Here is a 14520-nt window from a genome sequence, read left to right as displayed (position 1 = left end):
AACCTCCAAATATACTGAACATTCGTTTTATATTAATCGTAAAAATTTATTCGCACTAATAACTTACAAATACATCCAAATCATCCGGGATCCTTCGCAATCCCGTATAGAAACACTTTAATCGCCGAATGATAAAGAGCCAGCGCGTCCTCCCTGCTTTGTTTTCGAGACATCTGACTGAGCCCGAAAACCAAACTTTCGAGTATAACGGCAAGGCTCTCCGCTTGGTTCTCTTTGAACTCGCCGGCATCGATGCCTTGCTGCAGCAGTTTTTGATTAAACTTAACATGCCCTGCCACCATATCGGCAATTCGTTCTTCCACTTCATTTGTCTTCGCTTCATTGTTGAAAAACTCATCCGCCGCTTTGGTGAGAGGATGATTCAAATCTTCGAGCACCATTTGCTCGGCCATCTTGTACAGCTTCTCTGTTGTCGTTTTGTAGAGCGGCTCTTTCTGCGCCCATTTTCGCTCCCACTCCTTGTCCCACTCGTCTATCAAATAAAGAAACAGACCTTCCTTGCTTTTGAAATGATAGTAGATATTCCCCTTGCTGCTGCCCGTCGCTTCGACAATATCTTCGATGGAAGTAGCCGTGTAACCCTTTTGCACAAAAAGAGCTCTTGCAGCATCGGCAACCCGCTTTTTGGTTTGCTCGCTTTGCAGTTGTTTTTTGTTCACTGGCTTCACTCCGATTCAATGGATGATAGATTAGGCTAATCGCGCCAAAAAAATACTGAACGTTCATTCTGTATGATAACGAACGCAATAAATATTTGCAAGTTCAGCTCCCAAACTGGGAAGAAATCAAAAAAAACGGCGCTTGTCCACACCGCTGGTGTGCAAGAGCCGTTTTTCTTGATTCAGCCGTCTTACAGATGGCGGCCTGTAATAAATCTGGTTTTCCAATAGCCGGAGTTCAGGTCGGAAATGGAGACACCGGAGCCGGGAGTATTGCTGATGAACTTGCCGTTTCCAATGTAGATGCCGACGTGGTTAATTTTGCCCGGCGTGTGTACGCTGAACATGACCAGGTCGCCTTTTTTCAGATTGGCTTTGTTAGTAACAGGTGTTCCCACTGAGGTTTGCGCTCTCGATCCCCATGGAATCGAAATTCCGTTTTGCTTGAAAACCATTTGCGTAAAAGAGGAACAGTCCAAAATCAGATGTTGGGTATCTCTGACACCAAATTTGTATTTTACTTTTCCGATATACGATTCTGCCGTATTGACAATTCGATCCGCTTGAGTGCTGGCGGAAGTTGAAGCGGCTTTCACGGTTGCGGCATGAGCGGATTGCGGATTCATCAGCAGACTTCCCGAAGCAAGCAAGGAAAGGCTGAGGCTTATCCCCACTAACGATTTGCCAAGGCGGTTGTTCTTCATTAATTGCATGACTGGACGTCCTCCTTCTGGATCGTGGTGTTAGGTTATTACCTGATATCACCATAGCACAGATGGGATGTCCTAATATTTACTAAGGAAAGAGGGAAGTCAAGCCCAGTCTAGCATAATCAGCCATTCTTAGAATTTGATGAGAAATTGCTGAGTGCCAAAACCTTGACACCGGACGAGTTATTTTGTATTATGCACGATTTCACAGCCGTAAAATAAAAAATACCCCTTTTCAGGTATGGAACTCTAAGACACATTCGTTTAATCTATTGTAGAATCGGCTTCGATGACAAAGGCGGGAATGAATGTCCGGTTCGAATATCGGCTGGAGGCATAAATGAATATGGCAGCGCTCGGCAACTATTTTTTATCGCAATATTGGAAGTACAAGGCTTATAGCGGCGGCATTTTGTGCTGTATGTTGGCGGCAATAGCCTTCAATTCTTTTTTCTCGTTAAGCTTGAAGTATTTTATTGACCAGATCATTCATGAGAAAAAATACGATGCTTTGGCTGTGTTATTTTTGTCGCTGCTTTTCGGTTATGCAGTTTACATGATTTGTCAGTTTTTGTATGAATACTGGATGTCCAAAATTTCGGTATCGATGCAAAGCGACATTCGCCAAGACATGTTCGGGCATCTCCAGCAGCTCCCGGTATCATTTTACGATAGGGTCAGCAAAGGCAGTTTGATCGGGAGATTTACGACGGATTTGAATGCTGTGCATGCCGCTTTTTTGTCCGTAGTGCCAGCGTGTTACGCTTTGCTGTCCATTCTGGTATACACGGGATTGACTGCCTGGCTCCTCCACTGGAGTCTTGCCATCCTATCATTATTTGGCACGCTGCTGTCGCTTATTCTCCCTATTTATTTCGGCAGAAAGGGTGTCCTGCTAAATGACATGTTAAAATCCAGGCAGACTATCCTGCTTGAGCATATTCATGAGCATTTGGCCGTCCATAGAACGGTTCGCGCTTATAATTTGAAAGGCTGGGAAAAAGACCGGCTGAAACAGGCCTCGGACGTGCTGCGCCCGTTGGCAATACGAACACTGCTCACCAATAAGGCGGCTCCCCTTTCCGTATCGCTTTCTTTGCTGTTTTTTAATATCGCGGCGTTGATGGCCGGGTCTTATTTGGCTATGCGGGATTACATCTCGGTTGGCGAGTTGATTGCGTTTCAAAGCCTGTTTCTCGCCACCAGCCAACAAGTCAAAGAGTTGATCAAAAATTTGCCTTCGCTAACTTTGGCGGCTGCAAGCTACATGCGGATTGAAAGTTTGCTGAACGAACCGCGGGAAAAAGCGGCGCTTCCCCGGGAAGTGGCGGTTCCGCTGCATAAGGTCGAACAGGGAATCGCTTTTCACGGTGTAAGCTTTAGTTATTCGTCCGAACAAGCGGCTGTCGAAGGGGTTCATCTCGAAGTGCCGGCAGGCAGCTATGCGGCGATTATCGGGAGAAACGGATCGGGCAAAAGTACGCTTGTCCATTTATTGATGGGATTTTACGAGCCGACTGAAGGAAAAATGGAGTTCGATGGCAAAGATGCCAGCCTCTTATCGGCTGATTCCGTGCGGAACACCATCGGTTATGTTTCGCAGGATGCGGAATTAATGAATTTGTCCATTCTCGATAATATTAAATTGGGAAAACCCGGAGCTTCGGATGCGGAAGTGATCGAGGCGGCCAAAGCGGCGGGGATTCACGAATGGATAACCGGCTTGCCGGCAGGTTACCTGACGAACTGCGGAGAGAACGGCCATGCCTTATCCGGGGGACAAAAGCAGCGGATCGCAATTACCCGCGCATTGGTTCGCGATCCGAGCATTATCCTGTTGGATGAAGCGACTTCCGCGTTGGATCCGGAGAGCGAAATGTTTATCAATCGGACGATCAGCGCTTTGTCAGGCTCGAAGACGGTTATTCAGGTGACGCACCGGTTAGCTGCGGTCGCAGATGCCGATATCATCTATCTGATGGATGGTGGAAGGCTTGTCCAAGGCGGAACGCATGAGGAACTGCTTGCGGACTGCGAGTTGTACCGCATGTTGTGGAACAAGCAAAGCGGCTTCTTTGTAAGCAGCGACGGACGGAATGCCAAAATCGATGTGGATCGGTTGAAAAAAATTCCGCTGTTTGACGGAATGGACGATGCATTTCTCGAATATGTATGCAATTACTTGGGCACGGAATTTATGCAGGCCGGAGAGACGGTAGTTAAATACGGTATCGAAGGAGATAAATTTTACATCGTCGTTCGCGGGCAAATCGAGGTGCTCAAGCCGAGAATGGATACCGGGGATGAGGAACGGGTCGCCGTTCTGGAGGATGGAGACCATTTTGGAGAAGTCTCGCTTATGCTTTCACAACCCAGAAACGCTACGATCCGAACGATGACGCCGTGTACGTTCTTGACCATTCATCGCAGTATGTTCCAGACGATTCTGGATAAGGCGGCGCCGGAGCTGAGATGGCGTCTGGAGCAATCGTGCCGCGAGCGAATGACGTATTGAATAAAAGCCGGGCCTTTAACCCCATTCCGCAAGCATCCTCATCGCATACGCGTTGGACGGATCGAGCTCCAGTGCCTCTTTCAGATGTCCTCTCGCCTGACCTCGTCGTCCCAACATCTTGCAGCAGGCAGCCATATTGTACATCGTCTCCGTATGTTTGCCATAGAGACGAACCGAATGTTCGAAGTAGACCAGAGCCATTTCGTATTCGTCCATGACGTATAGCAAACTCGCGATCGCATCCGCCAAATCAGGTTCTTCGCCGATGGGATAATACAGCTTCCACACCTGTTCGATCGCGTCGAGCACGCGTCGGCGCAGGACCGGTCCGAAGGTCGGCGCAAGCTCGGTCAAACGGGGCAAAAAGCGGCTGAACGCCGGACTGTCGCAGCCGCTCCAATGCACAAAGTCGAGAATCTCCTCCGCGGATTTCTCGGCGGTTTGAGAGTGGAGCTGTTTAACGATGCTCCAAAAGTCGTCCGGACCGAAATCGGATATGTGTCTGCGGTAGGCATCGATGGTCTCGCGATGTTCGCAGGCCTGGGGTAGCATCAGGAATGCGGACACATGAATGCCGGCAGGTTGGCGATCCGGGCATAACGCGGCTCCTCCGATCCGTTCGCAATAGGCTTGGAAGGCATGGAAATTGACGTTTAGCGAAAAGCTGCCGTGCCGCACGATTGCAGGAGGCGGATTGCCTTGTATATCGGCAAGCCGATGATGTCCTTTATCGCCGGATATCAGCATCAATCCCCGACGGGATAAAGCGTTCAGCCGCTGCAAGCACCGCAGCGCTTCCGCCGGAAACAATAAGTGCGTATTCTCTGCCAAGCTGCGCCGGTAGTCGTCCATCATCGCCAGAAAATCCGGCTCCGCATAGGCGGGCTCATGGATCGGATCTCCATAGTCATAGCGATGCTTAAGCTTTCTGAGAATTTGGCCCGCATCGAATTGCTCCGGTATTTCGTTTAGAGCGAGCGAGAGCAGACATTCCGACCACTTGCCTTGGTTGAGGCGATACAGGTCCTGGCGTACGCTGTCCCACACGTAATTCGCGATCACGACCAAGGGGCGGGCAAGCGAACCGGGCACGATCGTCCTGCCGCCGAACTGCAAGCGCAGCGTATCGGACTTGCGAACGTCGAACAGCGCCATATCCAGCGCGCCTTGTTCCACGAACGGTTGAAATCGCGGGTGATCGCGCCAAAACTCCAGGTTTCGCCGCGCAAAATCAGTCAGGACGTATCGGAACGAGTCCAGGACACCGGATTGTGAGCAAAGAAGCTGCAGCCGGTTCAGAAAATAATGTGCGAAGCGACCCGTTCCGGCACCCAATTCGCAAATGTACAGCGGTTCCCCGTTCGCCGGATCGTCTGCATTCATCCTTTGTCGGTCCGCCCAGAAGGCGAATACGGTTTCCGCATAGCTGTTCGCGATCGCCGCGTTATTCGTAATATAATGCGGCACCTCGTTCCGGCGCCACGCTTCTATGCCTTTCATGCGGAAATAATGCTGCTGTAAATCCCAAAGCAACGATTGCGAGAACGGCTGCTTGCGTTCGATCCACACTTTTTTTCGATCCACTAAAAGAGCCCTCCATTTTGCTCATACCAATTCTTGGAGGTCCCCCAAATATCTTTGTAATTTTGCTCCCCGGCGTGACCACGGTTACAGCTGGAATGTGCAAAGACGCTGCCCCTCATGTTATACAGGTAATTCATGTCCGGTCCGTCTAGCTCGTCTATATCATCCTCGGTTAACTGCTTTGCCTTGAGATAGACCGCCAATCGTTCTTTCCAGGGGGGCGAATGGTCCATATCGATTTTTTGGCCTTTCTTGATCGTTTTATTGCAAATATGACACACGTATTCGCCATTCATATTTTTCGGCGTATCTATTTTCATGTAACCTTTCGCCGCAGCATTAAAACTTAATCCCTTGCGTACAGCGGACGAATCCACATCTTCCGGAAGCAAAGGCTCATTGGCTTCTGCGGCAGGATCCCATTCGTCGTCGTCCGTATCCATGTCCTCCGAGTCTCCGAGTTCGATTCGATCTATAAATTCGGCGATGCTGATTTCTTCATCTTCGTTTTCGTTTTCTGTATCGAGCTCGGCTTGCAATTCTTCTTCGGACATGCCGGTAATCCTGTGTTTCTCCATGTATTCGAGAACGTCGTTTATATCAGCCTCATTCTCATCGTCCACCATTACCTTGCGTTGAATCGCGCCGGAAGGAGCATGCGACGAACGAATGTCGTCGTTCGGCAGCCGCTTGGCTTGCAGCGCCGGTTTCGAATTGCCTTGTTGCTGTCGTGCTATCATGAATTGCGCGGTGGCCCGATTGCCCTGCGTTTTTTGCAAATGCATAATATGGGCGTAGTTGATTGGCGCTCCGGGATTGGACAAACCTCCGCTTATGGGTGCAAGGCCATCTGCAGAGGGAGAGGCGGATTCAGGGTACCTGAGAGCGGTCTCTTCGCTTTTGGACGAGCGTCTCTGACCTGGGAGTTTCATGATGACACCTGCTTTTTCGGATAATTTGGAATAATATTCATCCTCGTATCCATTTCGACAAATTTAGCAGGATTCCTCTCCTTCGACACATACAGGGTCGAAAAAGGAAAAACCGGAATTAACGCGGATCGCGCTTCATCAAGCTGTGAATGGTTTCTGCGATAGCCTGTTCATGAGGTGTCCAAGCGATAGGCCCGATCGTGCGCTCATATTTTTCCCCGCTCAGAATAAAGGGCTCCTCGGTGAGGTAGAGCATTTCCACAATCTCTTTCATGACGGGATTGAACAGCCCGATCAAAGAAAGACTGACGCGTCCTAGCGGCATGACCGCCTTGCGTTGTCCGCTCGCTTCCTGCGCGATGCGCACTATTTCGCGCCCCGAGATGACGCTTGGACCGGGGATATGCCAATTTTGCCGGTAGGATTCGGGACGCCCGGCGATTTCCACAATCATGCGTGCGGCGTCAGGCAGGTAGACATACTCGCGCGGAATCGTCATATTCCCGATGAAGGCAGCCGGTTTGCTCGCGGCGATCGCTTCCATCGTTACGTTGAGATACGACGCCTGCGCTGACGGCCCGTAGTAATCCGGGAGGCGTACAATGAGCGGCTGCGCTCTGCGCCAGCGCGGACTGAATATGAGTTCTTCATAGGCCAGGCGCGTTTTCCCCTTGCGGGTATGCGGGCGCTTGGGATGTTCCTCGGTCGCCTTATCCATAGTTCTTCTGCCATACGGATAGATGCCGTCCACGACGACGACCTTCGCGCCCATGCTTTCGGCAGCCTTCATCACGGATTCCCCTAGCGGCAAAAGCCGGGACTCCATTTCGTTATACGGCACGTTAGCGCTTTGGAAAATGACATCCGCCCCGCCGGCAGCTTTCACGATTGAGTCCGGATTGAAGGCATCTCCGGTTTCAAGCTTCAGCAGCGCCGGATTTCCCAATTCCTCGGCCAGCTCTTTCAATTTGTCCGCGGACCGTCCAAACGCTACCGTTTCAATCCCCCGTTTCACCAATTCTGCCGTCAACGGATTGCCAACTCCACCTGTCGCACCCAAAACAATTGCTTTTTTCATACTCTTCCTCCCTCAAAATTTTGTTATTGATTGATCAATTACAATATATTAAAAAAATTTTGCTATCTCTTTATCATCAATTCCGGCATATCCAACGCCATCGACACGTTGCACAGCATTCCTCTTGCCAAAAAATCCGACGTTCTAGCAGGCGCATCCGGGATGCCGGCCTGCTCAAAAGCGCTCTGTACCAGCTGTTTCACCTGATTTAACCACTCCCGCATCACATCGCGGACAGGCGTTTCACGCATGGCCTGCGCTTGCATTTGCAGCAGAATCTCATCGCGGTGTGAGCTCATGACATCCTCGTAGGCTCTGATTAAGCCTTCTTCCAACTGCTCCGGCGCAGTGGAATCGATCACGCGTTGAAACGCTAGCATAATTCGCTGCCAAGATACTTCCAGCGCTTCCACCAGCAGCGATTCCTTAGTGAAGAAGCGGTAAACGTAAGGCTGCGAGATGGCCGCGCGCTCCGCCACCTGGGCTGTCGTAGCCCGGTAATAGCCGATTTCGGCGAACACTTCGATTGCGGCGGCGACAATCTCGGCGCGGCGGCTAACCGATGTGGCTCCTTTGACCATATGATAGGCACTCCTTTGCGTCTTAGTAAGTTGTTATTGATTGACCAATCACAAAATCAAGTTTACAGCAATTTCCTGAACTTTGCAACCCCCGAGAAGATTCCCGGCAAATGTCGACATCTGGTCGACGACCTCTGCCATGCTGCGCGACACCGCGCGCTGCGAGCGGTGCGACATCTGCGGATTACCGCCTCAAAGCCTCCGCTATAATGGCGATGCCCGGCTTGATATCTTCCTCCTTGACGTTGGATACGTTGAGCTTCAACATGTTCTCCTTGCGAAAAGAGGACAAATAATGCTTGTCGGCAGGTTCCAGGACGACGCCTTTTTTACTCATCGACCGGATGAGTCCCGGTATCGATACCCGCTCATCCAGTACGATGTGCGTATGTATGCACGGCTGCGCCGACGGGCGGAAGCAGCGTTCCAGCACGTCCTGCTCCTGCAGGGCCGAAGAGAGCAGCCGGGCCCGGCGCGCGTAGGAGGCGCGGATTTTTTGCCGGTGGCGCTCGAACATGCCGCTTTTCAAATAGATTTCCAGCGCGCCCTGAGACAGCATCGAACTGTCGATATCGATTAGTTTTTTGTAGCGGGCAAACGCTTCGGCCAGCGCATCCGGCACGACAGCCACACCGATGCGAAGGCCGGGAAAAATGATTTTCGCGTAGCTTTTCAAATAAATAACCCGCGAAGCGGTGTCGTAAGCATACAGCGGATCGGCTTTGCTGTCCTGCTCCAGATCGGCCAAATAATCATCTTCGACGAGGTAAACGTCGTATTTTTGCGCCAATTCCACAATTCGCTTCTTATCCTGCTTGCTGTAGGAAGTGCCCAAAGGGCTGTGAAACCGGGGCATGCTGTAAAAAAATTTCACATCGCCGGCCTTGAAAATCCGCTCCAGCTCATCCAGATCAATGCCTTCCGCCGTTCTCCGGATGCCGACGACCTCATGCCGGTACAGCTCCAAATGCTCGATATATAGATGATAGCCGGGCTGTTCGATGACAATTTTGGTTTTTCCGCCGGGAAAAGGGACGCTGCTCAGCAAAGACAACGCCTGCTGCACGCCGGATACGATAACGATGTTGCGTTCTTTGGCAAAAACCTGATAGTCCGTTAACTGTTTTTGAACGATGGCGATGAGCGATGAGAGGCCACGGGATGTGCCGTATATGAACAGGTCTTTCCTGTATGTGTCAATGGCTTTGTTGATGCAATGCTGAAAATCCAGATACGGAAATACATCGGGATCGGGCGCAGAGGCGGCGAAATCGATCAAGCCGGAGGACGGTTCGCCGGCCGCGGCGCCTTTGACGACATAAAATCCGCTCTTGGGCACCGCGTAGATGCGATGCTGCCGCTCCAATTCGCCGAGTGCCCGAATGATCGTGCTGTGGCTGCAGCCGTACTGCCCCGCCAGCTCGCGGATCGACGGCAGCTTTTGCCCGTCCTGGTACGAACGTTCGGCAATGAGAGCTTCCAGATCGTTCAGCAGCCGCATGTATTTGTGCATACACAATCACTCCCCATCCTTTTATCTGTATCGGTACAGATGCTCTTTTCTTGCATTGTAACACACAAGGCTGAGAGTTACTATGAAGTCATCCCGACCGGAACCGCAGCGATTCGATTTCTTAAGTTACGAAAAGGAGAGAAATGGTATGGAGACTAAAACCAAAACAAAAGCTTACCTCGCCGCTGTTTCATTTAGCGTTATCATAGGCTTATCATTTTTATTTCTGAAAATGGCGTTAACCGCGGCCGACCCGCTCAATGCGCTGGCGCATCGGTTCACGGTCGGCTTCATAGCCGCTTCCGTTCCTGTGGCATTGGGATGGGTGCGCTTGAACATCAAGCTCAGGGATGTGCTCGCGATACTGCCGTTAGCCCTGTTTTACCCGGCCGCGTACTTTACGCTGCAAGTGTTCGGCCTCGTATATTCGACTTCTTCGGAAGCGGGAATTATTCAGGCCACCGTGCCGATTTTCACGATGATTCTCGCTGCGTTTCTGATAAAGGAGCAGACCTCTGCGCTGCAAAAGCTGTCCGTCGTCGTTTCCGTCGCGGGAGTCGTATTTATTTTTGCCATGAAAGGTGTGAATTTGCACTCGACGAACGCTATCGGTTCCATTCTGCTGCTGATATCCGCACTATCCCTGGCAGGCTATAACGTGCTGGGCAAAAAGCTGCTCCGGCAATTCGGCTATAAGGAAATTACCTATGTAATGATCGCCTTTGCCTTTGTTTTTTTCAACGCCGTTTCCGTCGTCCAGCATATATCGGCAGGAACGATCACGCAATATTTCACGCCTTTTGCAAGTCCTGTGTTCGTCTTGTCGATTCTGTATCTGGGTCTTCTGTCCTCCATCGTCACTTCACTGTTATCGAATTATGCGCTGTCCCATCTGGAAGCTTCCAAAATGAGCGTATTTTCGCATTTATCGACGCTGGTGTCGGTATCGGCCGGTGTAATCTTTTTGCACGAACAGCTGGCTTACTTTCATCTCGTAGGCGCTGTGCTTATTATTGCCGGAATTGTCGGCACCAATCTGGGCAAACGGAAAATTCCGAGCACAGGAAGGGTGCTCCCGGCCAAGCAAGGGAAGCGGGTATAAGCGGCGCTGTCCCCCACCTGGGGGGCAAGCGGTCTGCGTCGACCGCGCGCGCTGGGAGTTCGAGCGGTGCAATTTTTGTCGCGCCGGAGCGCGAAGAGCGGCGCACGAGGAGCGCTGGGCGCCAAAGTCGGTTGGGATGAGGCGCGAAAGGCGTTCGCGGACTCCCGGCAGCTGTGAAACCTGCGAAAATGCAGGTTTTTTCAGTGGAGCCGCCCCGTTTTAGGGAAAAGCCTGCAAATGTGCAGGAATTTATCCCTGAAGTGGGGGTTGAGCGCGAAGAGCGGGCAGACCCGTCTCGATAGACGTACACGGGCCCTGGGCAGCGTAAAAAACCTGCGAAAATACAGTTTTTTTCGGTGGAGCCACCCCGTTTCAGGGAAAAGCCTGCAAATGTGCAGGAATTTATCTCTAAAGTGAGGGTTGAGCGTGCAGTGTAGGTGGAATTCCTGCAGATTTGCAGGAATTATCCGAATCATGCGTATTACGGTGGCAAAAAGATGTATTTCTGCAGGCTTTTTGCGCGTAGGCAGGGAAATGCGGCTCCAGGGGGCGAGTTTTTCGAGCTAACGTATGCGAATCTCGGGCGGCGTAGCTGCATGGCGGCGGTCGACCCCCATCCCCTTGCAGGGGTAAAGGAGCGGCCACCCTTTTTTTCGTCGCGTCGGAGGGCTTGATGAACGAGGATAAGCCTGCCTTTGTACGGGGGCGCTCAGGTTGATCTCGCTGTTTCAAAAAAATTGTACGAAAGTTTTTTCCAGGCAATTGTATTTCCAAACATGATGTGGTATGATTAAATACAATTAGGTGTAAATAGGATTCACATATTGCAAAGGGATAACATTTGTGAGATGGAGCCTTTTGCAATGTGTGAATTTTTTATTTCTCTTGGAGAATTAAAATAACATGTTAATTTAATTTTGGAGGTATGACCATGCAAACAGGTACAGTAAAATGGTTTAACGCAGAAAAAGGATTCGGTTTCATCGAAGTAGAAGGCGGCAACGACGTATTCGTACACTTCAGCGCGATTCAAGGCGACGGCTTCAAAACTTTGGATGAAGGCCAACGCGTAGAGTTCAACGTTGTTCAAGGCAACCGCGGACCACAAGCTGAGAACGTAGTAAAGCTGTAAGCTGAAATTAAACTGCCCTTAACACCGTGTAAGGGCGGTTTTTTCATTTTAGGGGGGCGATATCATGTATTCCAGGAAAAGATCGTTAGAAGATTTGCCTGTAGAAAATACGCCGGTATGGTCTTGTGAAAAAGAAGGCTGTAAAGGTTGGATGCGCGATAACTTTACATTTGAGTCCGTGCCGACCTGTCCCCTTTGTCATTCCGTTATGGTTCGCAGCGAGAGGCTGCTTCCTTTGCTTACGAATATGAATACGAGCATGTATCAAAAATCTCTCAAAAAAGGCGCGCAGACCTAGAAGTCTGACCGCTGAGGAATTTAACGGCCCGGGGACGCGAATGTCTCCGGGTTTTGTGTTATCATTAGCACATAACAGACAGGAAGCCGATAAGGGAAGGATGCCGAAATGACTCCACCACGCAATGCGCGCCCGGAGCGCCGCACTTCATTGTTGAAATCACCGAAATATTGGCTGATTCTGACCGGTGTCAGCCTTATCGCGGCGTGCGCCGTCATTTACTTTGGCGGTGGCATGATGATGGAAGCGCCTTTTTGGAAACAGGAGGCGCATTCGCAGAGTGCGGAGCCTTCGGCATCGCCGACTCCGCCTCCGCGGGAGGCAGTCAGTTTTCATATGGCAGACTTCGATCGCGGATGGCTGAAGTACGCCGATGGAACGATGACGACAGCGGATGGCGGGGTCCACTGGCAGGAGGCCGCGGCTGACGTGCCGGCGGAAGAAGCGCAGCCGGAAGCGGAGAACGCGGGGACACAAGCGCCGGATTCTCTGCTTGACGAGCTGATGCAGACGGGAGCGGACGGGAAGCTGATTTCGCCCCAACCGCCGGTGACGATTACGCTGGGGGCCAAGACTTATTCCGTCAAGCAGTCGCAATTTTTGACGGCGAAGATCGGGTGGGCTCTCCTGACGGATGCCAAGGATTTTCAGCCGCCTCTGCTGGTGACGACGGATGGCGGGCAGACCTGGCACAGCGAAGTTACGGCGGATATTCGCGCGGTTATGCAGGAAGAACGGAGCCGCATGAGCAAGCTCAAGCAGGAAAGCGTGCTCTACGCCTCGGCGAATACGGCCAAGGCTGCCATGAGCCCGCTATGGGCCTTGCTTCCGAACACGGCGTCGCCAGGCGATGTCGTGTTGGTTCGGCATAGCGGACCGGGGCAGGTCGAGTGGCTGGGCAAAACGTACAAGCTGCAAGCCTACGGAGCGGGCTATTTCACGTACCTGCCGATCACGATGCAGGCCAAACCGGGCACATACCCGATCGGCGACCAGACGCTTACGGTTCAGGCGAAGAAGTTCGAAACCCAGTATCTTCAAGTAACGAAGCAGATGGAGAGCATGAAACAGGATACGCAGCGCATCCAGGCGGATCAGAAAAAGATTGATCTGGCGCGCAGCCAGTCGTCCGCGGAGTTTTTGTTTTCGTCCGATTTCATTCAGCCGATCGAAGGGATTTTGACGACGCCGTACGGTTACACCCGCTATGTGAACGGCAAATACGATAGTTCGCATCTCGCGATCGACCTGGCGGCCAAAGAAGGGACGCCGATCAAGGCCACGAACGACGGCGTGGTAGCGCTGGCTGACAGCCTGTATCTTACAGGCAATTCCATCTATATCGATCATGGGATGGGGCTGTTCTCGCAGTACGCCCACCTCTCCGAGCTGCGCGTGAAGACGGGGGACAAGGTGAAGCGGGGCGACATCATCGGGCTCGTCGGAACGACGGGATTTTCGACGGGGCCGCATTTGCATTTTACGTTCTGGGCGCATAATGTACAGGTGAACCCGAACCTTTTTTTCAATACGAACCCGTTCCACTGGTTGAAAACAAAGGAGAACTAGCCATAAACTGGACAATGCCTGAGCCGCTTGGAGCGAGTTCGGGCTTTTTTGTTATATTTTTTGGGTAAATGTCTGTTTCCAGTCACCAAAAGGATGACCTAGACGTCTCTCTCAGATCGGTTTAAATCGGTGCCCCTGCATTTAATAAGAATCATTGGACTTTCTTCTCAACAGCCTGGAAAGTGTAGGCTTTTCGGGCGGGATCGATCGTTTGGAGGAAGGAGGAAATGCCCCAACTGTACAGGAATTTCCAATTATTGCAGGCCAAGTCAAACCCTCAAATCTGGAAAAAACCGCAAATTTGCAGGGATGACTCGTGGGCAAGGGCATCAGGGGCAAAAACACGTTGCCCGGAAACCCACACGCCAGAGCTGCTCCAACAACCTGCCGTACTGCGTCAAGTCTTAGATGATGGTAATCGTTCGATAGTTTTCAGAGTTTTAAGTATGCACGGCTTACTGATAATCCACCGTGATAGGTATGGTTGCATACTAATGGCGGGAGAAAACCTGCAAAAGTACAGTTTTTGCTCGGCTGAAACGCTGGCCACGAAAAATTCCTGCAATTGTGCAGGAATTTTCGCCGCGAACACGGGCTTAGGTTCATTTAAGCCGAAAATTCCTGCACAATCGCAGGCTTTTCGCCAAAATGGACTATTTTTACGGAAGAAGCCTGCACTTTTGCAGGTTTTTTCCTTGTCGAATCGCCTTGTGCTCCCCATTTAAGGGCTGCAGAGGCGTGGATTGGGTAAGGGCGGCTGCGTCCCCTACGGTTCCTCTAACCCGTTCCTTCACACCGGGCGGAGACAGTGGTCGGAGAACCCGGG

Annotated in this window: 13 protein-coding genes; 6 read left to right on the top strand and 7 right to left on the bottom strand. The window is 51.3% G+C overall.

Translation table 11 applies throughout. From position 1 onward, the window contains the following. Positions 1–80: 80 nt before the first annotated feature. Positions 81–680 (bottom strand): TetR/AcrR family transcriptional regulator, encoded by a 600-nt coding sequence (locus AC3G2T_RS07440; RefSeq protein WP_474682483.1) that lies wholly within the window; start codon positions 678–680, stop codon positions 81–83. A 191-nt stretch (positions 681–871) separates the two neighbouring features. Beyond that, a complete protein-coding gene (locus AC3G2T_RS07435; protein ID WP_474682484.1) occupies positions 872–1393 on the bottom strand; it encodes a C40 family peptidase in 522 nt (173 codons plus the stop codon). Between the two features lie 337 nt (positions 1394–1730). Between AC3G2T_RS07435 and AC3G2T_RS07430 the strand changes: the two genes are divergently transcribed. Next, positions 1731–3905, top strand: a complete 2175-nt coding sequence (locus tag AC3G2T_RS07430; RefSeq protein ID WP_488435044.1) for an ABC transporter transmembrane domain-containing protein — start codon at positions 1731–1733, stop codon at positions 3903–3905. A 15-nt stretch (positions 3906–3920) separates the two neighbouring features. Here the strand turns inward: AC3G2T_RS07430 and AC3G2T_RS07425 are convergent, their stop codons facing one another. The 5 genes from AC3G2T_RS07425 to AC3G2T_RS07405 all read right to left on the bottom strand — a co-directional run bounded on the left by AC3G2T_RS07425 (position 3921) and on the right by AC3G2T_RS07405 (position 9593). Then, positions 3921–5489 (bottom strand): tetratricopeptide repeat protein, encoded by a 1569-nt coding sequence (locus tag AC3G2T_RS07425; RefSeq protein WP_488435043.1) that lies wholly within the window; start codon positions 5487–5489, stop codon positions 3921–3923. Next, a complete protein-coding gene (locus AC3G2T_RS07420) occupies positions 5489–6421 on the bottom strand; it encodes a hypothetical protein (RefSeq protein WP_488435042.1) in 933 nt (310 codons plus the stop codon). The genes AC3G2T_RS07425 and AC3G2T_RS07420 overlap by 1 nt, the downstream gene beginning before the upstream one ends. A 118-nt stretch (positions 6422–6539) precedes the next feature. Continuing rightward, the gene (locus AC3G2T_RS07415) at positions 6540–7499 is read right to left on the bottom strand and encodes an SDR family NAD(P)-dependent oxidoreductase (RefSeq protein WP_474682488.1); all 960 of its coding nucleotides are present in this window, start codon (positions 7497–7499) and stop codon (positions 6540–6542) included. 62 nt (positions 7500–7561) lie between these two features. Beyond that, positions 7562–8080 carry a TetR/AcrR family transcriptional regulator gene (locus AC3G2T_RS07410; protein WP_488435041.1) on the bottom strand — a complete coding sequence of 173 codons (519 nt, stop codon included), beginning with the start codon at positions 8078–8080 and terminating at the stop codon, positions 7562–7564. A 184-nt stretch (positions 8081–8264) separates the two neighbouring features. Beyond that, positions 8265–9593: an aminotransferase-like domain-containing protein gene (locus AC3G2T_RS07405; RefSeq protein ID WP_474682490.1), complete on the bottom strand. Its 1329-nt coding sequence runs from the start codon at positions 9591–9593 to the stop codon at positions 8265–8267. A 148-nt stretch (positions 9594–9741) separates the two neighbouring features. Here AC3G2T_RS07405 and AC3G2T_RS07400 point away from each other — a divergent pair, with 148 nt between their 5' ends. The 5 genes from AC3G2T_RS07400 (at position 9742) to AC3G2T_RS07380 (ending at position 14419) form a co-directional block, all read left to right on the top strand. Next, a complete protein-coding gene (locus AC3G2T_RS07400) occupies positions 9742–10695 on the top strand; it encodes a DMT family transporter (RefSeq protein WP_474682491.1) in 954 nt (317 codons plus the stop codon). A gap of 931 nt (positions 10696–11626) precedes the next feature. After that, the gene (locus tag AC3G2T_RS07395; RefSeq protein WP_054817005.1) at positions 11627–11827 is read left to right on the top strand and encodes a cold-shock protein; all 201 of its coding nucleotides are present in this window, start codon (positions 11627–11629) and stop codon (positions 11825–11827) included. Between the two features lie 64 nt (positions 11828–11891). After that, positions 11892–12125 (top strand): cold-shock protein, encoded by a 234-nt coding sequence (locus AC3G2T_RS07390; RefSeq protein WP_474682492.1) that lies wholly within the window; start codon positions 11892–11894, stop codon positions 12123–12125. Between the two features lie 108 nt (positions 12126–12233). Continuing rightward, the gene (locus tag AC3G2T_RS07385; RefSeq protein ID WP_488435040.1) at positions 12234–13694 is read left to right on the top strand and encodes a M23 family metallopeptidase; all 1461 of its coding nucleotides are present in this window, start codon (positions 12234–12236) and stop codon (positions 13692–13694) included. Positions 13695–13921: 227 nt separating this feature from the next. Next, a complete protein-coding gene (locus AC3G2T_RS07380) occupies positions 13922–14419 on the top strand; it encodes a hypothetical protein (protein ID WP_474682494.1) in 498 nt (165 codons plus the stop codon). Positions 14420–14520: the final 101 nt, after the last annotated feature.

The sequence above is a fragment of the Paenibacillus sp. sgz302191 genome, assembly GCF_057749925.1.
This window is presented reverse-complemented; position numbering and strand designations above follow the sequence as displayed.

What these genes read in the sequence shown, in the direction of transcription:
- AC3G2T_RS07435 (WP_474682484.1), bottom strand. Translation starts at nt 1,393, where the DNA reads ATGCAATTAATGAAGAACAACCGCCTTGGCAAATCGTTAGTGGGGATA.
- AC3G2T_RS07430 (WP_488435044.1), top strand. Translation starts at nt 1,731, where the DNA reads ATGAATATGGCAGCGCTCGGCAACTATTTTTTATCGCAATATTGGAAG.
- AC3G2T_RS07420 (WP_488435042.1), bottom strand. Translation starts at nt 6,421, where the DNA reads ATGAAACTCCCAGGTCAGAGACGCTCGTCCAAAAGCGAAGAGACCGCT.
- AC3G2T_RS07415 (WP_474682488.1), bottom strand. Translation starts at nt 7,499, where the DNA reads ATGAAAAAAGCAATTGTTTTGGGTGCGACAGGTGGAGTTGGCAATCCG.
- AC3G2T_RS07410 (WP_488435041.1), bottom strand. Translation starts at nt 8,080, where the DNA reads ATGGTCAAAGGAGCCACATCGGTTAGCCGCCGCGCCGAGATTGTCGCC.
- AC3G2T_RS07405 (WP_474682490.1), bottom strand. Translation starts at nt 9,593, where the DNA reads ATGCACAAATACATGCGGCTGCTGAACGATCTGGAAGCTCTCATTGCC.
- AC3G2T_RS07400 (WP_474682491.1), top strand. Translation starts at nt 9,742, where the DNA reads ATGGAGACTAAAACCAAAACAAAAGCTTACCTCGCCGCTGTTTCATTT.
- AC3G2T_RS07395 (WP_054817005.1), top strand. Translation starts at nt 11,627, where the DNA reads ATGCAAACAGGTACAGTAAAATGGTTTAACGCAGAAAAAGGATTCGGT.
- AC3G2T_RS07390 (WP_474682492.1), top strand. Translation starts at nt 11,892, where the DNA reads ATGTATTCCAGGAAAAGATCGTTAGAAGATTTGCCTGTAGAAAATACG.
- AC3G2T_RS07385 (WP_488435040.1), top strand. Translation starts at nt 12,234, where the DNA reads ATGACTCCACCACGCAATGCGCGCCCGGAGCGCCGCACTTCATTGTTG.
- AC3G2T_RS07380 (WP_474682494.1), top strand. Translation starts at nt 13,922, where the DNA reads ATGCCCCAACTGTACAGGAATTTCCAATTATTGCAGGCCAAGTCAAAC.